Source organism: Exiguobacterium sp. RM11, from assembly GCF_059821525.1.
Genome location: NZ_CM187558.1, coordinates 2,452,231 through 2,478,786, shown reverse-complemented (window position 1 = coordinate 2,478,786; position 26,556 = coordinate 2,452,231). Strand labels below are relative to the sequence as shown.

General features: G+C 43.5%; 13 protein-coding genes. 6 read left to right on the top strand and 7 right to left on the bottom strand.

Features of this window, described 5'->3' with window-relative positions; all coding sequences use genetic code 11:
- Positions 1-149: 149 nt before the first annotated feature.
- From AC5LIL_RS12855 to AC5LIL_RS12845, 3 genes are read right to left on the bottom strand one after another with little or no spacing between them, the layout of a single operon-like run.
- Positions 150-605 carry a hypothetical protein gene (locus AC5LIL_RS12855; protein WP_499824312.1) on the bottom strand — a complete coding sequence of 152 codons (456 nt, stop codon included), beginning with the start codon at positions 603-605 and terminating at the stop codon, positions 150-152.
- An 18-nt stretch (positions 606-623) separates the two neighbouring features.
- Complete coding sequence (locus AC5LIL_RS12850; protein WP_499824311.1) at positions 624-1,973, bottom strand: hypothetical protein; 1,350 nt, start codon at positions 1,971-1,973, stop codon at positions 624-626.
- Positions 1,957-2,535, bottom strand: coding sequence for a hypothetical protein (locus tag AC5LIL_RS12845; RefSeq protein WP_499824310.1), 579 nt, complete (start codon positions 2,533-2,535; stop codon positions 1,957-1,959). The genes AC5LIL_RS12850 and AC5LIL_RS12845 overlap by 17 nt, the downstream gene beginning before the upstream one ends.
- Before the next feature lie 197 nt (positions 2,536-2,732).
- On the opposite strand from AC5LIL_RS12845, the gene AC5LIL_RS12840 reads away from it, so the two are divergent.
- The 4 genes from AC5LIL_RS12840 (at position 2,733) to AC5LIL_RS12825 (ending at position 10,309) form a co-directional block, all read left to right on the top strand.
- Positions 2,733-3,548 carry a cold-shock protein gene (locus AC5LIL_RS12840; protein WP_499824309.1) on the top strand — a complete coding sequence of 272 codons (816 nt, stop codon included), beginning with the start codon at positions 2,733-2,735 and terminating at the stop codon, positions 3,546-3,548.
- An 814-nt stretch (positions 3,549-4,362) separates the two neighbouring features.
- Positions 4,363-5,955: a type I restriction-modification system subunit M gene (locus AC5LIL_RS12835; protein ID WP_499824308.1), complete on the top strand. Its 1,593-nt coding sequence runs from the start codon at positions 4,363-4,365 to the stop codon at positions 5,953-5,955.
- Positions 5,945-7,123 (top strand): restriction endonuclease subunit S, encoded by a 1,179-nt coding sequence (locus AC5LIL_RS12830; protein ID WP_499824307.1) that lies wholly within the window; start codon positions 5,945-5,947, stop codon positions 7,121-7,123. The genes AC5LIL_RS12835 and AC5LIL_RS12830 overlap by 11 nt, the downstream gene beginning before the upstream one ends.
- Before the next feature lie 27 nt (positions 7,124-7,150).
- Positions 7,151-10,309, top strand: coding sequence for a type I restriction endonuclease subunit R (locus AC5LIL_RS12825; protein ID WP_499824306.1), 3,159 nt, complete (start codon positions 7,151-7,153; stop codon positions 10,307-10,309).
- Positions 10,310-10,364: 55 nt separating this feature from the next.
- Here AC5LIL_RS12825 and AC5LIL_RS12820 read toward each other — a convergent pair whose 3' ends face one another.
- The 4 genes from AC5LIL_RS12820 to AC5LIL_RS12805 all read right to left on the bottom strand — a co-directional run bounded on the left by AC5LIL_RS12820 (position 10,365) and on the right by AC5LIL_RS12805 (position 23,094).
- Positions 10,365-15,026 (bottom strand): DEAD/DEAH box helicase, encoded by a 4,662-nt coding sequence (locus AC5LIL_RS12820; protein ID WP_499824305.1) that lies wholly within the window; start codon positions 15,024-15,026, stop codon positions 10,365-10,367.
- Complete coding sequence (locus AC5LIL_RS12815; RefSeq protein WP_499824304.1) at positions 15,023-18,085, bottom strand: hypothetical protein; 3,063 nt, start codon at positions 18,083-18,085, stop codon at positions 15,023-15,025. Before AC5LIL_RS12815 ends, AC5LIL_RS12820 begins: the two co-directional genes overlap by 4 nt.
- A 128-nt stretch (positions 18,086-18,213) precedes the next feature.
- Positions 18,214-18,825, bottom strand: coding sequence for a hypothetical protein (locus AC5LIL_RS12810; protein ID WP_499824303.1), 612 nt, complete (start codon positions 18,823-18,825; stop codon positions 18,214-18,216).
- Between the two features lie 90 nt (positions 18,826-18,915).
- Complete coding sequence (locus tag AC5LIL_RS12805; protein WP_499824302.1) at positions 18,916-23,094, bottom strand: PDDEXK-like endonuclease domain-containing protein; 4,179 nt, start codon at positions 23,092-23,094, stop codon at positions 18,916-18,918.
- Between the two features lie 251 nt (positions 23,095-23,345).
- Between AC5LIL_RS12805 and AC5LIL_RS12800 the strand changes: the two genes are divergently transcribed.
- Positions 23,346-25,505, top strand: coding sequence for an ATP-binding domain-containing protein (locus AC5LIL_RS12800; RefSeq protein ID WP_499824301.1), 2,160 nt, complete (start codon positions 23,346-23,348; stop codon positions 25,503-25,505).
- A 13-nt stretch (positions 25,506-25,518) separates the two neighbouring features.
- Positions 25,519-26,418, top strand: a complete 900-nt coding sequence (locus AC5LIL_RS12795; RefSeq protein ID WP_215144540.1) for a DUF5655 domain-containing protein — start codon at positions 25,519-25,521, stop codon at positions 26,416-26,418.
- Positions 26,419-26,556 lie beyond the last annotated feature (138 nt).

The window sequence follows — 26,556 nt, the reverse complement described above, 5'->3', positions numbered from 1 at the left end:
CTTTACGATATACGGTGATGCATATCGAAATGTGTCTGTCAGACCAGTTTGATTCCACATCAATATCTATTTTTCAAATAAGTGTGAGAACTGATGCGAATCAACGTCTACCATGTTTTATTGTACAGCACATTATGGACGAACTAGACTTACATACCACGTCGAATCAGATGATGGGCCTCTTCTTTGACCATATCATAGAATGTGCGAACCTCTAACAAGCTCGGTTCGACATGGTTCTCAAGCTGATGATAAACCTTGAGTTGTATGCTGGCCATTAAGGGATGATCGACTGTTCCATGTTCTCGATAGTGCCTGGATATCAATGACATCGATGATGGGATATCACGAAGAATGAGGCGCATGTACTGCCTCAACTCCTTATTCGAAGATATTTTGTGGTCCGGAGGTGAGAATTTCGCATTCGTTCCGACTGCCACGGTCACGACCTCCGATGAGGAGAGACGACGAAGGTCAGGAGAAATCCAACCCGCCAACAAGATAAGCGTAGTCAAGTAAGGGAGATAGGGTGTCTTCTCTGTAAAGACCAACACCAAGAATCCGATGAGAAATAGGGTGGTGAGCCAAATGACATGGTTTTTCAAAGACGTGCAGCCCCTTTCCTAATATATACGAACCTTGACCGTAGATTTTTCAATGTACTCATCGTCAAAAAACACCAGAGTGACCTCACGGACGGAGGTAGGGATTTCAAAGTAAAGCTCATAATCGAGAAGTTCACCAGGGTAAACGGTCATGTAATCATATGGATTTCCAATCACCGATGCGAGTCCTGTCCCCAGTTCTTCGTAGTAGAGAGCGAATTGTTCGTTACGTATGTCTACAGACCAGTCTGATAACCCGAACACCTGGATTGTGAATGATACACCCACATAGTGTGGGCTCGATTGATCGGGGAAGTTCATGGACTTGAGATAGAGTGACATCTCTCCGTCCTCATGCCAGTAAGATTCGATGGACCGATTCTTATATGGGGTCTGTCCAATTGCCTCTTCTCGTTTTTTCTCGGCGGCAGCGGCAATCTGTCGTTGTTCTTTCTCTTCTTTTTCTTTTTTCTCATCAATCTTTTTTTGTGCGGCGTCTTTCTTTTTCTGCTCCTCGGCCTGTTTCTCTTTCTTTTCCCGTGCCTCTTTTTGTTTCTTATCCTGCAACCGCTTGGCCTCTTCGATTCGTTTCTCTTCTTCTTTCATCAATGCCTTCTGTTTCTCTTCTTCGGCTCGGACCGTCTCTCGTTTAATCGAGGCCTTTTCCATTTCGGCTGCTAACGTGTCGACTCGATACAATACTCTTGCGTCTCCGACAAGCGAGAACCAATGCGGCACCATAAGTAAAATCACCAGCGCAGCGGCGAGCTGGACCAATGTTCCCGTTTTCGTAGTCCTAGCAGGAGTCAGGTTCATGGAAGATATGAAAAATCCAAAAAGACAACCGAACAAGAAGCTCGATAACGCGAGTGATTGTATAGGTGATGGTAGATAGAACCATTGAAAGAACATCATCAACAAGAATAATCTATAGAGAGACAGTTCGGAGTAGACATAGATGAACCCGTTTCTGAGTTGGGAAATCAGTAGCATGCCTGCTATCCCATACACCCAAATCGCAAGTCCAGAGAAGTGAATCCCTTCAAATCTATAAATCCCGAATAAGGCAGTGAACAGACTCAACAATATTAATTGAAGTGTGAATTTGACGGAACCGAGATGCCTCTCGACTTTATATCCCAGATAGTAAAATGCGACCATAAACAAAAGGTTCATCGCCAGATTTTCCGTCAAGACCATCGGATAGAGCAACAGCTCTTTCATCTCTTTAAGATTGGTCTCGTCGCTGGATAATGATAACTTTTCTAGCATGCCTGTCAGCGAAAGGAAAATGACAGAGAAAAGGATAAGGACCGTGACCGGTGCTTTCTGCGACCCATCCTTTAATTTCTCAATAACCTTCGACATGAGAGGCCACGAAATCGGAAATCAGGGTTATCCCATTGTCGACATTCTGATAAGAGGAGTTTCCGGCCAGGACTCCCCAAAAGTATAGATAGTCCCCGTCCAGGACGTCCAATGGACCCTCATAGATGATACGTAAAGGATATTGGAAGTTCTCATCGCTGATGTAGAACGTCGTCAAGATACCACCGTCCTCATCCTCTTGTTCACTCACGTCATAAATTGTACCTTCATAAGACAAGAGCGCACCCTCGTAATCTTTTGGGTTCTTATTAATCGACTGTATGTCGGTATAGGTCAGAGGGGTCGCATGTCCCTTCACCCAGTCAATCTGTCCATCGGAGGCAGGGAAGACATTTTCGTGCTCGTCGATATAGGAGGCAGATGCAGGGGATATCTTTGTCTGATTCTCCTCATTGCCAAGATAAAGATAGATATTTTGATAATATTCACTTTTCGTCGTGGCGACCTGTGCCGCTTCTTCCGGGGAATCGATTGATGCCTCAGAGCACCCGCTCAATAACATGAAAGCGGCTGAGAGTATGGTGATCGATACGAATCTCAATTCATCACTCCTGAAATAAAATGGTATACATAAATGATAATCTACCAATTTTAATTAGGTCAATCCAATAATTGTATTTAGCCATCGTTTGGGGAAATGCTCTATACATTTTATTATCCATGGAAGTGTGCCTTTTGATTGATTAATCAGGTTAATTCAAGATTTTTACAATATAATCATAAGGCAGGTTGTCGTACATGGATAGTTCGGGTGTACAACTAATCAATCAAATAGGGGAGTTCAATATGCAGGGAAGAATCAAACATTATAATACGGAAAAAGGGTTTGGATTTATCATCGGGGAGGACTCAAAGGATTATTTCTTTCATGTCTCTAGTTTTAAAGCATCTATCCTCCCCAGTCAGGGAATGGCACTCTCTTTCAAACCGGGTCGAAATGATAAAGGATTTGTTGCGGAGGACGTCACTGTCGTTCAAGATGTACATCCATTCCTTTCGATCAATGGTCATGACATTAAAAAAAGCAACATCAAGAATTATGGCATCTCAGGAGAATATCGCTATTATCAGAGGGTTTATACTCTGGTCAAAGAGAAGAATGTACATGAGGGCGGTAAACTCAAGACCTTATTCAAAGAAATGCTTTACGGAACACATACGTTCACGTACGTGAAGTCTGAAAAGATGCATCGAATTAGCGAGGAGAGGTTCAACAAAGTCATCGGGGAGAAGAGGCATGTTTATCATGTCTTGAAAGCGGTACAGGGCGAGCAAATCGGTTGGCAATTGATCTCGAGCTCCTATGATGACCGAAAGCAAGAGGAACCGATTATCGCCCCTTTCAGCGGTTACATCGATTTGAATCACAATGATTTCGGCTGGAAGCTCAGTGATAGCAATGAGACGATTGATAAGTCCGATGTGATGCGGCGCAAGGAGAGATTCATATATATCACGACCTATCAGGGTGATAACTTCAAGTTCTATGAGAATCAATTCACGGAAACATTGGAAGAGCGTTTGGATCAGGTGAAGCTGGAACTCGTTCGATGAACGCCTGAGTCGGAACGAAATGAAGATATCAAATAAAACCGGAAAGCTTCATTTTCGAAGCTTTCCGGTTTTATTTTCTTGATTCTAAATGATGTAGCAACTCTTTATACAATGCGGGTGGGATATTCATCTGACTCAGTAGCATCTCCTCGTGCCTCGAAAAGCTGATCGCATAATCATGTATCTCTGAGGTGACCAATCGGATGCTTTCTCGCTCTCTTGGATAAGACAAGGTGATGATGAAGCCCGGGTTGTCATTACGTTGAAACGGACACGTACGGGAGAATGGCTTAGTTTCCTAAGTAGCTATGGTCTTATACACATTTTCTGTGTGTCGCTCAGTTTCGAAAAGCGACCAGGATGTTAAACATCTCTGAGAAGGATTATTTTAATCGGTCATCAATAACGAAACCACGTCGTTGCAGCAGTTGAAGTTGGTCAATCATAGATTTGAATACCTTTTCCGATATCGACATAGACTAGTTCTTTCATAAATATGTTTTTAAATATAGATAGTATCAAATAAACGGCCCTTACCGAAAGGTAAAGAGGCCGTTGTTGGCTAGTCAGTCGAGCCTGCTAGTTGATTACTGATAATATATTTGATTAGGGAAGTATATGTCAATAATTTCGAAACGATCCAGTGATTCTATCTTGTACGTCAATATATGATCTTAAAAAAATATGGACGATACAGGTGTGGAAAATAATGGGTAGGGTATCCCTTTCGAAAACCAATCAAAACCGCTATAATTCTTAGTGTGGAATAATTTTTTATTGCTAAACTTCGAATATCAGATAGGGGAAAAAAGACATGTCAGCATTGAACCAAAAACTGTTCAGCGCAGCGGACAACCTTCGCAGCAAAATGGACGCCTCAGAATATAAAAATTACCTTCTAGGTCTCATCTTCTATAAGTATCTCTCAGACAAACTCTTGGAAAAGGTGGTCGTGAGTGCGGATGCCTCGCTAGAGGAATATGACACGCAGAAGAAACAGACGGAACTTTACATAGAGCTCATGTCGGATGATGAGATCAAGGATGACTTGGTCGAGACATTGGTCGACACGCTCGGTTATGACATCGCGCCAGAATATCTTTTCAACGTCTTAGCCGACCATGCGCAGCAAAATATTTTCCAATTGAACGACCTCAACAAGGCGTTCGTCGATTTAGCCTCAAAATATGAGCAATTTAACGGCCTGTTCGATGACGTTGATTTGAAGTCGAAGAAACTCGGTTCAGACGATCAACAACGGAACATTACGATTACCGAAGTGTTGAAAAAATTGGCTCATGTCGACCTCGTCGGTCATGGTGGGGATGTCATCGGGGACGCATATGAGTTCCTGATCAGCCAATTCGCATCAGAGGCAGGGAAAAAAGCCGGAGAGTTCTATACCCCGCACGAGGTATCGGATATGATGGCACGCATCGTCACCATCGGACAAGAAGACAAAAAACTCTTCAGTACCTTTGACCCGACAATGGGCTCGGGATCTCTCATGTTGAACGTCCGGAACTATCTCAACTATCCGGACAGCGTGAAGTATCACGGTCAAGAGTTGAACACGACGACGTTCAACTTGGCGAAGATGAACTTGATCCTTCATGGTGTCGACAGTGAGGACATGCGCTTACGTAACGGGGACACGTTGAACAAGGACTGGCCTACAGATGAGCCATATACGTTCGACTCGGTCCTCATGAACCCACCGTATTCGGCAAAGTGGTCAGCGGACGACACGTTCCTTGATGACTCTCGTTTCAACCGTTACGGCAAGCTGGCACCGAAGACGAAAGCAGACTTCGCCTTCCTCCTGCATGGCTTTTATCACTTGAAGGATTCAGGAACGATGGCGATTGTCTTGCCTCACGGGATTCTTTTCCGTGGAGCGGCAGAAGGTGTCATTCGTAAGAAGTTGTTGGAGGATGGTAGTATCGATGCAGTCATCGGATTACCAGGAAACATGTTCTTTGGAACATCGATTCCGACGACAGTCGTCATCTTGAAGAAGAACCGTGAGACACGGGATGTTCTCTTCATCGATGCGAGCAAGGACTTTGTTAAAGGGAAGAATCAGAACAAACTTTCGATTGAAAACATTGACCGAATCGTAGAGACATATAAAAAGCGTGAGAATGTAGACAAATATGCTTATGTCGCAAGTTTTGATGAAATCAAAGAAAATGATTTTAACTTAAATATTCCACGGTATGTTGATACTTTTGAAAGAGAAGATGATATAGATTTGACATCAGTAGGGGTTGAACTTAGAGCTATTCGCTCTAAGAGAACAGAACTAGAGAAAAGTCTGACTGATATAATATCGTCACTACATTACGAAAAAGATAATGATGAATGGGTAAAAGGGGCTCTTGAGGTGTTTCAAAATGAAAGATAAGCAGTTACCTGATGTTAGATTTGGTATTCATAAAGATGGCTGGAAGAGAATTAAAGCAAAAGAAATATTTATAAGCATTTCAGATAAGAATCATCCTACACTCCCTGTTTTATCAGCATCCCAGGAAAGAGGCATGGTTTTCCGTGATCAGATTGGTATCGACATAAAATATGAGAAAGATTCGGTAAAAGGCTATAAACGTGTAAAACCAGGGCAGTTCGTCATTCATCTAAGATCCTTTCAAGGGGGATTCGCATATTCTTCAGTCGAAGGAATAACTTCTCCTGCATATACAATCATCGATTTTAAAAATCCTGAAGAACATGACGACTTGTTTTGGAAAATTATTTTTAGTAGTCGAAATTTTATTAAAAGTCTAGAGGCTGTCACTTATGGGATTCGAGACGGTAGGAGCATAAGTTTTAATGACTTCGGTACCCTTTCGATGCATGTCCCTTCTAGAGAAGAGCAAACCAAGATCGGTTCATTCTTTAAAAGCTTAGACGATACGATTTCTCTTCATCAGCAAGAGCTTGAAGCCCTCAAACAAACGAAACAAGGTTTCTTGCAAAAGATGTTTCCGAAAAATGAAGATGCTGTTCCAGAAATTCGCCTTAAAGGTTTTACTGACGAATGGACGCTGTGTGAATTGAAAAATGTTGCGACGTTTATTAACGGAAGAGCTTATAAACAAAACGAACTGTTGGATTCAGGGAAATATAAAGTGTTGAGAGTAGGAAATTTTTATACAAATACTTCATGGTACTATTCAGATTTAGAATTGGGTGAAAAGTATTATGCGAACTTTGGTGATTTATTGTATACGTGGTCGGCATCTTTTGGACCCCATATTTGGAAAGGCGATAAAGTAATATATCATTATCATATTTGGAGAGTTGATTTAAAAGATGGATTTGATAAACACTTTATAGTTCAATTGTTTGAATATGACAAAGCTAAGATAATGAGTGATAAAAACGGATCTACAATGGTTCATATCACAAAAAAAGGTATGGAAGAGAAAATCGTCCGCATTCCATCTTATGATGAACAAGTCAAAATCGGTGAGTTCTTCCGACAACTGGATGAGGTCATCGAACTAAAGGAGAAAGAACTTGAAGTCTTAATGGAAACGAAGAAGGGCTTTCTTCAAAAGATGTTCGTATAATCGAATGAGACGAAAAGGGGAATCGTGGTGAAGACGACACATAGTGATGAGCTCGCGGTCGAACATCGACTGATCGAGGTGCTCGGGGAAGGGCACAACCAATGGAACTATCGACCGGATTTGAAATCGGAGGCGGACCTCTGGGACAACCTCCGTCATAAGATCACGCGCAACAACCTATCGGAAATCGGAGAACATCCGATTACGGACAAAGAGTTCGATACCATCAAGACGGAGCTCCTCTCGAAGACGCAGACACCGTTCGACGCGGCACGTTGGCTGAAAGGGGAGAACGGCATCGCACGCATCACTATCGAGCGGGAAGATGCCTCGCTCGGCTCGATGTCGCTCATCCTCTACTCGAACCGTGACATCGGGGGCGGGATCTCGACGTATGAGGTCGTCCATCAGATCGCCAAGCAGAAGGTGGACGAGGACGGGCGTGACCGTCGTTTCGATGTGACCCTCCTCATCAACGGCCTCCCGATCGTCCAGATCGAGTTGAAGAAGGTGACGGCGAAGGACGGGGTCTACCAGGCGCACAACCAGATCAAGAAGTATGCGGAAGAGGGATTGTTCCGCAACAATATCTTCTCGACGCTTCAATTGTTCGTCATCTCGAACGAACAGACGACGCGCTATTTCGCGAACGCGCTCCCGAAAGACATGCATCGGAAGTTCGTCTTCAGCTGGCGCACGACCGAGAACCGGAAAGTCGACAACTTATACGAGTTCGTGAAACAGATGTTGAACATCCCGGACGCGCACCGCTTGATTGCGAACTACACGATTGTCAGCGAGGACCAGGACAACAAGGCGCTCATGGTCCTGCATCCGTATCAGATCCATGCCATCGAGGCACTTTTTGCATCGGCAGCGCGACATGAGTCGGGGTTCGTCTGGCACGCGACCGGGTCCGGGAAGACCTTGACGAGCTTCGTGTCGACGAAACTCCTCGCCCGGAAGCCCGGGGTCGACCGGACCATTATGTTGATCGACCGTAAGGACCTCGACAGCCAGACGACGAGCGAGTTCACGAAGTTTGCCTCGGAGTTCAACACCGGCATCTCGTCGGGGAACGCCGCAGCCAACAGTCTGATCGTTGGGACGTCAAGCTCGAAGAAGCTGAGTGAGACGCTCCTGTCCGACACGAACTCGAACACGGTCATCATCACGACGCGTCAGAAGCTCGAGGCGGCGCTCCGGATCGCACAGAAGCAGGAAGAGGAGAAGGGCACACACCGCTTCCAAAAACTCATCGGGCAACATATCGTCTTCGTCGTCGATGAGTGTCACCGGGCGCTTAGTGCGGAAGGGATGGAGGCCATCAAAGGCTTCTTCCCGAACTCGACCTGGTTTGGCTTCACCGGCACACCGATCTTCAACGAGAACAAGAAGCAGGCGCAAGGCCAGCTCGCCCGCACAACTCGTGACCAGTATGGGGAGCTGCTCCATTCGTATACGATCAAGAACGCGCTCGAGGACGGGGCCGTGCTCGGCTTCCAGGTCGAGCATGAGGACACGATCGAACCGACCTCGCTGAACAACCGCATCTTCAGCATCCTACGTCAGGACGAGAGGCATGCCGACCTTTCCGACAACGAGTTGAACGAGCTCATCGACCAGATGGACGCGATGGAGAAGGAGAAGCATATCCCGAACGACCTGTACGAGCGTGACGAGCATATCCAGAAGGTCATCCATAAGATGTTCCGCCCGGACAATGCCTACACGAAGTTCGACTTCAAGAACGGTCGCCCACAGAAGTCGGCGATTCTGACGACGAGCTCGATCGCGATGGCGAAACGCTATTATCAGGCTATCCAGGCGATGAAGCAAGACCCGGACTGGATGATGAATGAGTTTGCCGGCCAACCGATTCGGAAAGGACGTACTATCGAAGACCCGGACTTCCCACGCATTGCCATCACGTACTCGATGCAGGAGAATGAGGACAACTCGAAGCAGGTCGAAGACGAAATGAGACAGGTCATCTGCGACTATAACGCGTACTATGGAACGGCGTGGTCGATCGAGGACATCGAGCGCTACAACGGGGACATCAACAACCGTCTCGCGCGTAAGAAGGCCGAGTTTAAAGAGTTCGGGAACCAGATCGACCTCGTCATCGTCGTCGACCGACTGCTCACCGGGTTCGATGCGCCGACCATCCAAACGCTATTCGTCGACCGAAACCTGAGCTATGCGAACCTAATTCAGGCGTTCTCCCGAACGAACCGCACTTTCCCGGGCAAAACGAAAGGATTGATTGTCACGTTCCGGAAGCCGGCCCTCATGGAGAAGAACGTCCAGGATGCGACCCGCCTCTATTCAAACGAAAACGACGATTCAAGCCTCGTTTATCCGACGTACGAGGAATCGAAGAAACGATTCAAGAAAGCACATAAAGCACTGCATGCGATTTCCTCAAGTCCGGACGATATCGATGAGCATTCGCCAATCGAGGATAAAATTGAATTTGTCAAAGCGTATCAAGAGTTAAACAATGCCTTTGGTGCACTTGTCACATATGATGACTATAACGATGATATGGAAAAGTCGAACGCATTGCCTGACAAGGTCAAAACTTTGGAAGAGTATACGGCTATCTACAATACGATTAAAGGTTCATTAATCGCAGAAGAACCTTCAGAGTACGAAACGGAAGTCCCTGATTACTCCGAACTTGAATTTTATGGTGAGAATTCAGCGATTTTATATGATGTCGATTCACGATATATCGATAAATTGCTTGGAGATTATTCTGCCAACGACCAAGATATCCGCTCTGAAATCGAGAAAGCCTTGCAAAAAATGAACAAACCAGAAGTGGTTAAAGATGTGTATCGCTCAATTTTGAATGCGATTGACGATGGAGAAATTCAAGAAGAAAGTATCTTTGCGGTCAAACGTCGTTTCTTCACACGTTCTTATGATCAAGCCATTTCTGATTTTGCTGCGACTTGGTTTGTGGAGGAAGATGAGTTGTATGCTTCTGCCGTTCAATATCATATTGGGGCCGACCCGATTCCACACATCGGTCGTATCATCAGCAGCAACAATTTTGAAAAGTATAAAGAAGCGAATCCAGGTGCGATGAAATTGAAATATGGACCTGGACTGAAGCGACAATGGCGAATGTTATTAGACGAAGTCGTCATTCCGCTCGGGCAAGAGTTGAAGTGATATTTTTATAAAATACAAAAAGGTGTGTCCGCATACAAGCAGACACACCATTTTTTCATGCGAACAAATCCATGACGTAATGTCGTTTCAACTGATCGTGCAAGTACTGGTTGCGATATGAACGCAAGCAAGTATAACAACTTGTATCTGCATCACACGTACAATGTTGAATACTGTTTTTGACGTGTTCCATAATTTCAGGTAATCGTTCACTGACAGCACGAACGAAGCCGGCACCACCTGGAACATCATCGTATAGAATCAAATCATACGTACCTGTGGCAGACACGTAATGAATGACGCCCCCTAAGCTATCTTCACTGATTTGAAGCACATAACTCGCTGAGCGAATCAATGCGTACAAGAGAGAATGGGCTTGGTTTGATTCGTATAGAAAGCTACCGTTATTGAAGTTAAAGCTCATCCGTAAAATGTCCGTTGTAAATTGATGTCCTAATGAAATCGGAGCATTTCGAACAGTAAGTCGCTTTTTAGAAGAGCACTTGTGTCCTAACGGAGACGTGTGAGGACGTTTATGATCCACATGTGATCCGCATGATTCGCACACGAAGTATTGCTGTCCTTTGTTGTCATTGACGATGGATAGATTCCCATAGTGAGAATATAGATAATCTAGTTCGTAGCCATTGCCTTCCATGTGTAAAGGCTGGATTGATTCCTCAGTGTGATCTGCAAAAAAGACACGTGATCCATACGCTTTATCAGGACGACGTTCCGTGCTCAATTCTTTAGCTTTTCCATAGAAACCGAACTTCGGAATCGCATAGTACTTCACTCGTAAAGGCTCCATGCATTTGTCACAAGGAATTTCAGTTTCGTCATTGACGCCATACTTTCCAACATAGGTGTACTTGTTACAGTTTTTACAGTAAGTGTAGTGGTGAAGCGGCAATTGTTTTCCGTCAATCAGCTTTAAACCGGTTGATTCAATTAACATGCCGTTCGCGACTAACTTACTACCAGGCGCATATTCCGATACGGCTAATTTTAGATCCCGTTGAAGTCTCAAGTTAGAGCGATTTGATTTGTCCATCAGTTTCATTTCGACCGTATCGACTGGGAAGCCGTACTTCGGTAAGAATCCTTTACTGGATAGATAGCCAATCAAAGAATCATCTTTAAGCGTTTTAATCATTTTGGCATACGTATCGCCTAACCCTAAGTCTTTCGTTTTTTCAGCATGAATCTCTATTAAACTCTTTAAGTCAGTTTCATATTGGAGTGCCGCAGTATAAAACGATTCATCTTCATTTTTTACTACTTCAATCCATCGCCAATCGTCCAACCCAAAAGTAGAATAGAGTGTACTGGGGACGATGGAGAAAAGTTGGTGCTTTAAGTGAGTTGGATGTGAGTCCAACCATTGAATAAACTGTTCAGGTCCTTTCGCAGAAGACTCGTTAAAGCGATAAAACGTCTGACAGTTGCCATAAAATTCACGACGTTCTTTAAAGAATAGAGCTAACGCAGTAGCGTGAATATGACGGCGAATGATTTTTTCATTTTCTAATGAGAAGATTGGTGCTTTGACGTTACCCGCAATCATGTCCTTCGGGTTTTCGAAGTAAGTGAGGTCATGTGATTTTTTCTGGGCGAACGTTAATGCGAACGCAGCGGCGGAAGAACTTCGTCCGGCCCGCCCGGCCCGTTGAATATAGTTACTTGTTTTCGGCGGAACGTTTCGCATAAACACGGACTCTAAACTTCCGACGTCGATGCCCATCTCAAACGTCGTCGAACAGGACAGTACATTGATTTCACGACGAATAAACTCATTTTGGTATTGTTGACCCAGTCGGTTAGAAAGTTGAGCGGTATGTTCCTTTACGACCATATCAATCGGAAGTAAGTCGCGATACATCTCCCGATAATGTTGTCCCCGTTCTAGCTCTTCCACGCGAACTTCGTTTAACTGCCCGTCACAGTTGCGCGTCTTACAGATCCCTGCATCATGCGTATGAACCGTTTTACAAAGCGAGCATTCATACACCGTTTGAGGTCGATACGCTTTGAAGTGTGAGGCTTGTAGCGTCCAGAGCTCCGAACGATTTTGTTCAGGCGGTAAGTGATCAAACAAATCATTTAGCGGAGATGACGGGTGCGTTAATAGTCTGGTGAATAAGTCATTTAGGTTGCCCTTTATGTCTTCGGTAGAATAGGGAACTTCATATCTTGTGTAGTAGCGTTCAAACAATTGTAGAAAGACATTTGTTCGTTCGGGGACAAAGTTTTTTACATAATTGGTAGGATGTCCGCCTGTCGCTACAATTCCATATTCATATTGTTTAGGCGCAAGAATGAGATGCTTACGATTCAAATCTTTAGAAATACTCACGATGGCCTGCAAGCGCAAGTAATAAAAGACAGTCATTAAGAAGGCCCAGGCGTGTTCGTGTTTAATTTGAAAGTTTTTACTGATTAGCTCTTCTAGTTTGGCTTTTTTATCAGGTGGAAGGTTCAGTTCAAATCCGATTATACCAAGATTTTCGAGAGAAAAGTCATCGTCACTTAAAATGAATTCTCGGAATAAACGTAACTTTACTTCATGTTCGACGTCTAGTTCATCAAACCGATGAATTGAACGAGAACCTGGAAGATTGATAACGATATTTTTCCACTCTTCAATCGAAATCAGTCCTTCACGATTTTCGATGGCACGCCAAAAGTAAGAGCGCCATAAGTAATTTCGGTACGTGCGATCTAAAAACGGTGCAAAGAAAGCAGCATCTTGTCTGGAATCTGAAAAGACGATTAAGTTCTGTTTTTCGTACGCGGGTAGTTCTTCTGTAGTCTCTGCTTCTTCGTCATCAAACCAGCTATCTTGTATTTGTTTTTGATTTTCTTGACGTTTCGGATTGCCAATGACCAATTCTTGATAGAGTTGAGCAGCCAGAGCGGAAGTCACGCCGTCTGCACCTGTATAAAATGGTCGAATCGCATCGGTTCGAAGAGAGGTGAGACCGCAAGATAAACAGATTGGTTTTTCTTCTTGTAGATTAATGGTCTGAATCTTTTGTAAGGACACATGACAGTCACAAGGTTCATGCTGTTCTCCCGGGAATCTAGTAGCTCCACAACTAGGGCACCACTCTTTAACAGACACCTTCGTCTCTTCTTCGTCCTCTAAATCAGAAGTGATCATTTTTTCATCCGTAGAAAGGCGGAACAACACATTCGGGGCATCGCCATCACTACTCCTTGAATGAATGTGACCGACGTGAGGCGAGTGACCGTAACCATGTATTTCTCCACACCGCCGACAAACACCAATTTCATAAATCGGATGACCGTCTTCAGACTGTTGTTTTGGGAACAAATGCAACTTTCTTGTTGGGTAGAACTCTAAATATGCCCCTTCTAACGCACGGAAGAACGTATGATACTTAGCCGGAAGTAACTTCGGACGAGTATCATCCTTCACTAACGTAGCCACGTCGATCAATTGAATCAAATACTCAAGCGCCTGCTCATCGGACTCACCTGGGAAGATATCATTGGCCAAATCAGAGAGTAAGTGCACATCGCTCAAGTGTTTTCGTAAACGATGTAACCGTCGATCATGTGCCAATAATTCATAGATGAGCGATTTAGGAGAACCTTCATATAAGTTTAAATAGTTGTACTCGGTGATGTCAGGAGACTCATCCTGTTCATAACAACGTTTCAAGTAGGTATAAACGGTCGGGTCAGGCAGCTCGACCGCTGCGTATAATTCATCATAATCAATGCGCTCGGAGGTAATAAGCTGACCCGACTCTAAACTGAAAGGCTGACCAAACAACTTTTCAGCAAATGACATCACATCTCGTTTAGCTTGTTCTGAAGAACCGAGTGTAGCCGACGTGGCGATGAATTGAAGGGGTGTTTGTTGTTCGACTTCGGTCCGGAGACGTCGAAGCAACATAGCGACTTCCGCCCCGGTCGCGCCATCGTACGTATGGGCTTCATCGAGTACAACAAAGCGCCAATGATCTCGGTAGTGCCCGGAAAATAAAGTGTTATCTTCAGGACGCATCATTAAATATTCAAGCATGGCATAATTCGTTAACAAGATGTGTGGTGGGTTACGGCGAATTTCTTCTCGAGATAATCGCTCGTTCGGCAACGGATTTTTGCCATGCTGACTATAAAATGATTTCCGAGCATCTTGTGTCTTCTCGATTGTCTCTCCAGTAAATCGACCGAACGTGATGTCCGGAGTGTCCTTTAACAATTCACGTAGGCGATCAAGCTGATCGTTAGCAAGAGCGTTCATCGGATAGAGTAATAAAGCTCTCACACCATCGTTTAACTGACCGTTGTCACGTTGTGTTAGAAGGTGGTTGAAAATCGGAAGAATAAAACTTTCTGTTTTACCAGACCCGGTTCCGGTCGCAACGACAAAAGACTGCCCATTTTTTGCGGTTCGAATCGCTCGTTCCTGATGGAGATATAGACGAAAGTTGTCCTCACCTGGTAGGAAGCGGGTAATGTCAGAGTGGACGGTCCCATCATCTACTAAGTCAGTAATTCTTCGACCTGGCTTGTAGGGGAGAGTTGCTTCAAGATAAGGTCCTTTTAAAAACTGTTTGTCGTGTCTTAACCCGTCAATAAATTGCTGATTAAGGTCGGCATCATTGATTTTAAAGTAAGAAGTCAAGTAGTCCATATATCTGTCTTGCAGACGAGCGGTTGCTTGAATCGGGTGAATACTCATAGCGTTTTGTCCTCCCATGCTGTGGCAAAATGATAGCTGTTATGACATACATCTTTAATCGACAATGCGGGAATTTGATTGAGTCTTTTATGGATTTTCAATTTTCCTTTGACACTTAAATTTGGCTTTGTGCCTAGTGCTAGAAGTTTCGTCTGTACCAATATATATAAGAGAGTAGGGTATTGGTTGAATTCGATTTTTGGTGGAAATAGTCGTTTCGTCAATAATTCTTGAACACGAGGTGGGATATCCTGTTGTCGTTCAGTAAGTTTTGATTCAATCCAACTTAACTGCGTTTGGGCATCTTGTTTGTAGGCTATTAATTGAGTTGTACTTTGATAAAAATCGTCTTCAAGATAACGTTTACAACTAGCGAGAACGCTGTATTCTAAAGGATGTACATCTTGAGGAAGTAATAATCTGCTGAACTGTTGAAGTAACTGTTGGCGATTTGTGGGATTCAATGATGAAAATGTTTGAAGATGACCGAATTTAGAATGAATGAGAGGGTAAATTTCGGCCTTTTCGTAAAAACGTTTCTGTTGTTCATATTTCCACAAGTACACACCGAATAGCGTAACCCAGCGTTCCCAGGATACTCTTTCTGCGTCAAACCGAGAGAGCAAAATTTCAATCAAATCAGGAGAACAAAGCACCTTTTCAATAAGTGATGGATTAGCGACCGATTCGAGCGCTCGTAGATATGCAGCCCCATATTCGTTTAACTTATCGATGAATAGTCCCCAACTTGTTTCATCTAAGGAATCAATAAATAGATAAACTTCTGTACGATTTAGTTTATGACTTAACTTCGGAAAAAGAATTTCTGTTTCATCATCGAACCAACTGGTTTCCTCTTGTTTCACCCCATTTACAATAACTCGAGAATCAGGAAATGGATGAAGCATCTTATAGGTTTTTCCTTGTTCGAATGTAAAGACATGAGATTTATTTTCTAAAGAGTAGGGATGAAAGACTTTAAAGCTAATTTCATATGGTAGCGCATGTGATAAATGGACCGTATACGATTCGTCCATAGAGAGGAGCGAATGAAGCTCATCAGTAAACTGACCAATCAATTCCGTTTGGCCATTTATACTTAACGTAATCTGACCAGATTGAAAACGATGAATGACATGCTGACAAATTGAAAGAGAGACCAAATTTGATTTCTGATTGCGTTTTAATGGGATAGGAACATACTCTTCCTGCATTTGATTTCGAACAATTAAATGTGCATGAATTGATTCATCGGAGTGAAAGCGAGTTGTCACACGAATCATGAGTGACTGCATTTCTTCTTGTGTAAAAATTTGATGTCGGCCTTCGGAAGAGATGATCTCATATTCGTAAAAAGTCTTACTAAAAGACGTAGTGTACAATGAGTGTCCTGCAATCGTTAACGTTAACAGGACAGAGTGATTCACCTCGTGGAGTGGGATTGTTACTTTTTGTTGATGAGGTGCATAAGATTTCTGATCAATGCGCACACGTTGCAAGTATCTTGACTCAAATTGGATTGAACCTTGACTCATCTTGTACGAGAAATCTTGTGGTAATAAAGTGAAACGAAATGTATAAGTATCATTACGTTCAGTGTTTCGAAGTTTTAGAGTGATGTCTTCAAGTAAATTCCGATGGAGCTTAAGAGCCCGGATATCAAGCAATACATCATCTTCATCTTGGAGAAATGCGCCATGGAAATCTTCTAACCCGAAAACATTGTCTTTTACGTTTACTTTCCAATGGAGCAAGTCATGAATATCTAGGTCGTGAAATCTTAGAGAAGGAAAATCGGTATAGTGATTTCGATCGGAATAAAAGAGCGGTCGGCTGTCAATTGTAACTTCAGCGCGTGGTGATGTGACAAGTTGGCGATAAATCGTTTGATCCGGAGTATGGAAATAAAGTTCAACATCTTCATTCAGTTGTACTTTTTTGTACTCATATTCATGCCATTTTGAATCTGAGACAGGGTGATAGGAGTCGATTGTAGAGTAATTGCTTGGTTTAACGATAATTAACTCCGTCCCTGGAGCCACATACTTTCCTCGTAGCAGCTCCCATTGTTCATTTTGATCTTTCTGTTTAAAGATCATAGGATAGGTAGAGGGTAATTCATAAACTTCATCTTCATTGTCAATCGTGATGCAAGCCGTAGTGATGTTTGGAGAAAAATCGACGATTGAATCATGCGGATGAAATCGAATGGCATGCGGCAATACTTCGCGACTACATTGGACTGTGGTATCACCAATTCGCCAATATGCTGACTTAGCATCTTCTCGATAAATCTTAGGAAGCTTAATACGAGGACGGGACGCGAGTTCGTCCCAAAAAATGAACTGCCGACGAGAGCGCCGTTGCTGGTCCTTCTTCACGATAGTTTGTATGATTTGTAGATTGTTACGCATATAAGGCGGGAACGATTGAATTTTCCGTTGTTCCATAAAGAACTCTTTAAGACGCAATAAAGGTTCTGGGTTATTGATACTCTGTTCAATGTATAGCTTTACCGGTTTGTTTAACTGTTCATTCCATGGCCATTCGTTTTGTGTGACTTGTTTGATTGCACTAGGAAGCTGTCTTCGATCTTCAATCACATGGCTTATAAAATGGTTGTAGATATTCTCAAGTGCGTACACTGATGTGATACCTGAATGAATCAATGCGGTTAAATAATATTTTAAGTTACCGTCTACTGCTGTGAATATATGTTGATGTATTAATGTTTGATGCATTGTAGTTTTCCAATAGCCGACAAAGTTGTCACTGATTGAGTAGAAGTCACTAAAAAGCGTCCAAAAGCCCCGATCTTCTTGATGTAGTGCAATCATCGACGTACCGATTAAACAAGTAAGTGGATATAGCCGCCAAAGACGCTCTGTTAAGAGCGAAGCGGAGGAATGACGTTGATGAGTCATTTGAAATTTTAACCAATCTTGAACAGCTGTGATTTCTTCATTTTTTAGCGGAAGTTCATGGACAAAATGTAAATCATGTTCTTTCCAATAAGTTGACCATTCTTTTTCTTTAAAGGATGCATTAAATTCGGACATGACCTTATTCTCCTTCCCCCGAAAATTAAATGACTATTTTTAATTTTTACTTCTATATTTGTATGAATATTCCCTTTAATGTAAATGAAAAGACCTATTCTCTTTCGAAAGAATAAGTCTCACGCAATTTATTTTAAAGCATTATTTAAAAAATAAGAGTCTTGATCGTCTACGCGTTTTTCAGGAAACTCTTTATAATATAGCTCCGCTACTGAATATCGAGAGTAATCCGATAAATACTGGAATGTATCTTGATTTTCATCCCACTTAACGAGGTTATATCCTTTTTCTTCGAGTACTTTAATTCGAAATTTCTCCATTCGATAATTGGCTCTTGCAACAGCATTGATATAATCTGCTAATTCTTCTTTGGTTTGCTTAGTATTTAATTGAATGATGGTTTGATAATAGGACATCATAGATTCATCATAACCATTAGCCCAACTGTATTTTCCGGTACTAAAATCAATTGACACAATATCTTTTAAGGAGACTCCTAAAACTTGAGCAAATGTTCGCAAAGACTCCTCATCTATAGTCGTCACATCACTTTGATTATCTATAGTCTCAATCTCATCTGAAGAGGTAGTCTGTGCATTAGATTGCTCTTCATTAGTCGTGATTTCAGTATTAGGTTCGAGTACTAAGGATACAGATTTCGTTAAGTTGAGAACCACGATTGCGCTGATACCGATAACAAACACCAACACCACTAGCATTTGTACATATTGTTTCTTCATAATTTTTCTCCGTTATCTATGACATTGAACAACTAGATGCTATGTAAAACGATGACCGTCCTTTCGAACGGTCATCAACCAAACAAAAACTTATTTACTATTTAATCGTATCGGCTCAATCCCCATCTCATCGAGCAACGCCCATAACGGCTCCATTGCCTGATCCGCATCACGGTAAAAATGGCGACCTCGGACGCGCCAGAATGTCCACCCGGCCCGTTCGAGCACTTTTTGCCGGAACATATCTTGCTCGTATACGTCAGGACCGTGCCAACGCTCACCATCACATTCGACAGCAAGGCGGTTCGATTCGCCTTCGACGACAAGATCGATACGATACCCGTTCACTTGAACTTGTGGGCGGACGAGATAACCGCGGTTCGTTAAGCGCTTATACACTTCCTCTTCAAATGGAGAGTCGAATAAATGTTGGGCCGCTTCAAACGACTCTTGATCACCGAGCGGATTCTGACAGTAGTTGACAAGTTTATAGCGCATACAGTTCTGATTGCCGATGTCTTGTAGCGTCACAGAGTGGAACAAAATCATCTGATCTCGAGCCCGGCTTGCCGCAACGTTGAAGCGCTGGCTGTCGGTCTCTTTCGTAAGTGCCGTAAAGCGACGGTTCGGTGCAACGACGAGTGACAGCAACATGACGTCACGCTCATCACCCTGGAACGTATAGGCGTCACCGAATCGGACGTTGTGCTCAATCAGCTTATCAATACCAATCAAGTCAGTCGCCATTCGCTCGATTTGGTCCGTTTGGGCTTTCCCAAGGAGCGAAATAACTCCGAACGTCCGCTTCGCGTAGCGTGGATCATCGATCAACTGTTTCAAATGATTGACGAGCGCTTTCGCTTCCGGGATGTTGAACTTGTCTTTCGTTGTTTCAGCAACGTTCCCATCTTCGACAAAGACGTGCTGGACCGCTGGAGTCAATCGCTCGGCGCGTTGCGGTAGTCGGAGCGGTATGATTCGACCTTCGTACACATGAGCATTACTAAACCCGATGATCTCTGGTACGCAACGGAAGTGTTCACGGAGGCCGACCGTCGCACTGAACTTGACGGATGCAAGATCGTATAGACTTGATGAACCATCGAATAACGTCATCGTCGTATCGTTACCAAAGTATGTCTTTTTCTTCTCTTGGATCGCGTTTTGGTCTTGGAACGTCGTCGGACTGATTTGACGGTCATCCCCGACAATGATGGCTTTTCGAGCACGCGACAAAAGCGAGATCGCATCCATCGTGCTTTGTGAGCTCTCGTCGAAGATGATGACGTCGAACAGTTCGTCGATTTCTTTGAACGATTCGAGAACGCGGTTCACCGGCATGATCCAAACTGGGATCGCGTCTTGAGCCGCAGCCATTTGACGGGCGGCTTCACGTTTGTGACGGGCCGCATGTTTCCCAGTGCCTTTCCCGATTTGGCGAATTAACTTCGCCCAACTGTTCAAACGTTCTTGTTTCGACGGCGTCATCCGCGTCAGTTGTTCTTTCCACGCATATGTCGCACACAAGTCCGCTGTCGCTCTTCCTTCCTCTTTCTCCAACTGTTTCATTTTCTCTCGATAATCATCATCACTAAGTGCTTCGAGCAGCGTCAAGATACGTGCTACTTTCCAATCGAGTTCGAACGTCTGAAGTTGAAGTGTCGGGGCAGTTCCGTCATAAAATGCATTCAACCAACCCGGGGCAACTTGTTTGATACGTACTGTCAGTTCTTTTAGGCGTGTCGCTTTCATATTTTGTTGTTCGAGTAATGCCAACTCTTCAATGGACTGCGTGTAACATGCGGCATTCCAAGTTTGCATCGCTTGTTTGATACGTAACGCCGCTGGATGGATGTGCGTATCATGGATGAGTGATAAATAGGATGTCTGGATTGTCTGTAGCTCCTTCATCTCATCGAGCGCCAGCGAGGCATCTAGCTCTTGTTTCGCTTGCGTCAACCAATCTTTCTCATAATGGAATCGTTCGTTGTACAGACGGAAAATCGGAACCATTGACTCGTTGTACGTCACAAAGACAGCTTTCCATTCACGGAGTGCATGAAGCGCCGTCCGATAAGACGAAAATTCAGGCGTCTCTAACTCGAGCTCAAAGTGCTCACACGCGTATTTGAAACGACGTGACAATGTCGTCAACGATGATTTCAATTCCTCGAATTGTTTCAACAGTTGAAGGTCGGCACTCGATTGCGGAGCCTTGCCGTCAATTTTAGTTTCATCAAGTAAGACGGCATATTTTTTACGTTTCGTCAGCTTAAAGAAAAAGCCATCGGTTTTTCCTGCGTCTAAAATAGGGCCAAGTTCGTCAGCGAGTGTCCAGACATCATTTGGCAAGGTAGCAGGCAATTCGATGTCATGGACAGCGAGTTTACGCTCCAACGACTCGAGTGCTTTGACATCACGTTCAAACGTCTGACAATCCTCTTCACATTGCACTTCATCGCTACGATGGGTGGTCCAGTAGCTGTATCGTTCACGTAGCCACTCGGGTTGTCGATCAATCGACTCGAGCAACGTCTGAATATGGTCTCGCGTCTGTTGACGAAGTGACGTCGATTTTTCCTGTAACCACGACGCGGCGACCTGTGTCTGTTCGAGAGCGACAAGTTCTTCGTAACGACCACTTTGAGCTAAGAACGTTTCAACAGTAGGAAGTGTTGTAGTTGCTGGATAAGTCGTCACATTCGGTCCTTGATTAAGCGTTTCTCGTTCTGCCATAAGTTGATAAAAGTCCGCCAACTCATCTGCCGTCATCGGACAAGTATCCGTCAAAATAGGGACTGGAAGTTGCATCGTGACTTTTTGTTCACTCGTCCATTTAGCCCAATCGGTCGGGGAACGAGTCTCGTCAAGATACGGAATCTCTGTGTGTTCACTGGCAGCTTGTTCAATCATTTTTCGGCGTAAACGGGCAATCTCTTCTCGTGTTTCATACAGCTTTTGTTGCTTTTGTTTTCCTTTATCCTCTAACTCTAAAGCAGTCGTGCGATTCAACTCCGAAGCGATTGCTTGAAGGGAACTTTCCGTCTGCTTTGTCGTCTTTGAATCCGACCCGAGGACGGATACCGCGAGTTGACGAATTTGGGCAGGGAGTTTATCGCGCAAGACGTTTAACGCATGTTCTTTTTCACTGGTGACGAGAACGCGTTTTCCGTGAGCAAGCAAATGTGAGATTAAGTTAGAAATCGTGTGACTTTTCCCTGTTCCAGGAGGACCTTGTACAACCACGCCAGCATGATTACTGAGTTGACTTAAAATTCGTTTTTGTTCCTCGTTGTAAGGGAGTGGAAACAGAATTTCTTCCCCGACAGGTTTCCACGCGTCTCGATCGAGCGCATCAAGTGCGTGAATTTCTTCATCGCTTGATGTTAAGAATTGCTGTAGTGCAGGTGAGGGAGATAGCCCGTCTTCAATCAACGTGGCCAAGTTCTCATGTTCTTCGACCCATGCATGTGCTGACTTCTTGCGAACGTATAAGCACATGCCCGGCATCGCGTAGACAGTCGCGACTTCTCCATAAGCGTGATCGTCGTGTAACAGTTTCAGTACGCGCTCGGACTGATCCTTTAGTTCTGTCTCAATCCACGGTTTAAAGTCAAAAGTGAGTTCTTCTTTGAAATCGACCTCATATCGGGATAGTTCAGATGACATCCAAACGTGGTCACGGTCGAGCATATCGAGTTCAAGTTTTGTCGGTATAGCTGACGCTTCAATGCGGAACAGACTCTTCTCTTGATCAAATTCAAGTACGGCAGCTCTTGTAAATAGTGGACGCTCGACTTTGTCATTTGGCCAGTGCAGCATTCCGAAGGAGTAGACGAGTTCGTATGTATCGCTCTCGGTCGATAAAAGTTGCATCGTTCGATACATCGAATCGTATAGTTTCCGAGCAGATTCGTGTGCTGTTTTCTTTTGTTCCCAATCTTCAATTGAAGCTAAAAAATCATTGAAGGTCTTATCTAGCTTTTCAGGGAATAATTCCGTACGTTTATATGTTTCGCCTTCTTGGAGGACATATGCATAGAGTTCTCGCGGTAAACTTGGTCGTTTCTCTGCGAATGGCGAGAGAAAATGCACTTCGATAGAGAGCTCTTCATCTCGGGTGATGTGAACGTTTGGATACGTTAACGCTTCTAGAGATAAAAGAAGTTCATAGCCTTTTGTATCGGTTTCAGTACGGATATCCATCCGTTTAACAGCGGCTAAAAATTTAAATAAGTCAGCTGTTTTTTGTTGAGTTGTTGGATTCATGATGTAGTCCTTCCTTTTTAAAACGATGATGTGGCATTCGTCTTATTCCAAACAAAGGGAATGTTTCCCGTTAATTTAGGAATCAACTAACATTATAACGTCCGTTTTAAAAGAAAGGGAGATAAAAATTATAATAGGTGGTATGTGTTTCTAACTTCAATTAAAGAATTTACCCCTTTAAATAAAAACGTAATTTTACGTCTGGAATATTTGGTAAAATGAGGATATATAATAATGTGGGAGTGCAGATTATGAAAGTGATTTTAGAAAATGAACAGCAACGACTTGATAACTTTTGTATGGTGATCGAGTCTCATCTAAATGGGAAGACGGCAGGGGACAAACCAGGTCTTGAATCAAGTGACTATGAAATGATTGATATGCGAGGACATTCACGTCAATCGGAGAGCGCGCAGGAACGCCAAAAGTATGAAGACGCTCTGAAAGAACTGTATTCGTTCACATTCGTAATTGAGGACGAAGGGGAAGAAGAGATTTATCCGGTCGGGAAGTTCGGGGTGGCGCACCCTCGCTCACCTGAAATTCCGCTCGTCCTAGATTGGCGGAGCGAGATGGCGATGCGTGCGTCCATGTTTAACGGAGAGACAATTGAGACGCCAGGTGGTGACATCATCGGGATGACACAGCTCGAGCTTGATCGAAGACAGCGACGTGTCGTTCAGGCAAATCATCGTCGTGCTCCAAAACGGGAATCGAGCTCACTGACAAAACGATTTACCGAGCAAATCAAATCGACATTTAAAAAGCCGTCGACGGTGCCTGACGTTCCACAAGAGAGTTTTATGGAGAAAGAGTTGACGAAGAAGCAAAAAGATCGTTCTATTGATGGATTCATTGCGACGCGGCAAGCCGAACAAAACAACATTATTCAGGCACCCGTGAATACATATATGATTGTCCAAGGGGCGGCGGGAACTGGGAAATCGTTAACGGCGCTACATCGTATGTCTTATTTGCAGTATCAAGATGAACGCCGAAAGATGCTTTATTTAGCTCCGAACGAAGCGACGATTCATCAACTGTTGAAGGATGCGGAGCATTTACAAATTCAATCAGTTTCTACAATGGCATTTGATGAATGGTTAAAGACTGTATCGTCTAAAGACTTCTCCGCAAGTATCGTTCAAGAACTTCTTCCGTTATATCAAGGACACGACTTATTCGAGTGGGCTGATGCGGCAATTGAGGAGTGGTATGACGATGTTGCTGTGTTGCTTCGACGGTATGAGCCGATTAAGACGCTAGAAGATTTACATGAGCGTGCGTTAGCCATTTGGTTTGGACAAGAACGGCCAGGTCCTGCTCAAACAGAGCAAATTTTACAGATGCTGCGCAGTGAGTCTGAACGAACAGCTATCTTGAATAAAGAGAAGTACAAGAATGAGTTAATTACGGATATGCAGAGATGGAGCGGAGATTTAGATTCGACGAAAACTCGTACGCTTGATCAGATTATGCAAGAAAATATGAAGCGTCAATTGGCACGTGAAAAGCGAGAGCATCTTCAATTAATCGACTTTTGGAAGAAGACGACCAAGCTAGAGGCTGCGACGGTTTGGTCGATTATGAAGCAACCAGGTCGTCTTGTTTATCTCAAGAAAACCCAGTCAGAAGAATTGTTAGAGATGTGGCATAAATTAAAGCGACCAACACAACTTGATCGTTTCTTTTGGATGTATCTGCACTATGAAACAAATGGGTATCCAGATAAATGGAGTCATCTGTTTGTCGATGAGGGACAGACGCTTCGACCGCTAGACATTTTCGTACTCGAGAAGTTGTGTCACGGGATGACGATATTTGGTGACACACTCCAAAGCTATCGTTCGCTCGAAATGATTTCTTGGGAACCGATTAAAGAGCACGGACAATCAAATTGGAAAATCGAGTACTTAACAAAAACGTTCCGTACTGCGAAACCTATTGTTGATTTAGCTAAAGGGGTATTGGCTGATACTGGTCATGATACGAGTTGGATCGATCCATTTGAAAGGGACGGGAAGCCGATTGAACTATTAAGATCAAAAAAGAGTCGTGAATTAAAAGAGTTGCTATCTCGATGGGGTAAAGAAGAATATTCAATTTGTATCATCACACCAACGATGGAGCGTGCGTCTTTCTTGCATTCAAAGTTACAGTTGCCGACGCAACTCATTCAATCGGAAACTACAAAAGTCAGTGACGAGATTGTCATCTCGACAATCGATTACTTGCGGGGAATGGAATTCGATGCAGTATTGATGATGGACGTGGATGAAATGAACTACTTTGATACTCCTCAGGAAGCTCGACAGTTATATGTTTCTCTAACAAGGGCGTTACATGAAGTAGTTCTTCATACTACAAATGAATACTCACTTTTGTTAGCTGATCAGCTGTTGGAAGTGTGAAAGGAGAATAAAAATGGGGGACCTTAAACTATTTCAAATAAGCGAACAAGGTACGAAAGAATTATATGGCCAGTCGATGACCATTGAGAAATCGCTCCAACAATTGTTTGAAAAAAATTTAGAGCAGTTGCTTGGTATTCGTTTTGTTGCTTCTGAGTACAGCACGGGTCGTACACACGGTGGCCGGATTGATACGCTGGGTTTAGATGAGAACAATTCACCTGTTATTATTGAATACAAGCGGTCGACAAACGAAAATGTGATTAATCAAGGATTGTTCTATTTGGACTGGTTACTCGACCACCAAGCGGAGTTCGAGTTGTCAATTTTGAAGCAGTACGGGAAAGGCGTGTCCGACACAATTGATTGGAGTAATCCACGTCTCGTCTGTATCGCCGGTGGCTTCACGAAGTATGATGAGCACGCTGTTAAACAAATCAATCGCAATATCGAATTGTATCAATACAAATACTATGAGAATGATCTGTTGCTACTTGATCTCGTCAACGCAACGACAGCAAAGCCTATCACGACTTCAACGGAGTTCTCTGTGACAAGTAAGACGGTCAGCGACTACTTGAAACAAGCAACGGAAGAATCAAGAGACTTATTTGATGGTCTCGTTTCATATCTTATAGCACTAGGTGATGACGTGCAGGAAAATGTGACGAAGCACTATATTGCATATAAGCGTATTAAAAACTTCGCATGTGTGGAGTTTCACCCAAGTACTCAAAAGATTTTGATGTATGTGAAAGTAGACCCAGATACCGTAGCACTCGAACCTGGCTTTACGAGAGATATGCGAGGGATTGGTCACTATGGAACTGGAGATTTAGAGATTGTCTTGTATTCTTACGAAGATTTTGAAAAAGCGAAGCCTTACATCGAGAAAAGCTATGAAGCGAATTAATTAAGGGAAGCCCATCGGATTGATGGGCTTCTTGTTTTGTCTCATAAGTAAACTTCTCATTTGAACCCTATTCGTTATTTTATCTACCTAATATTAGGAAATCCGTTATAGTGGATGCAAGAATTGAACAACGGGGAA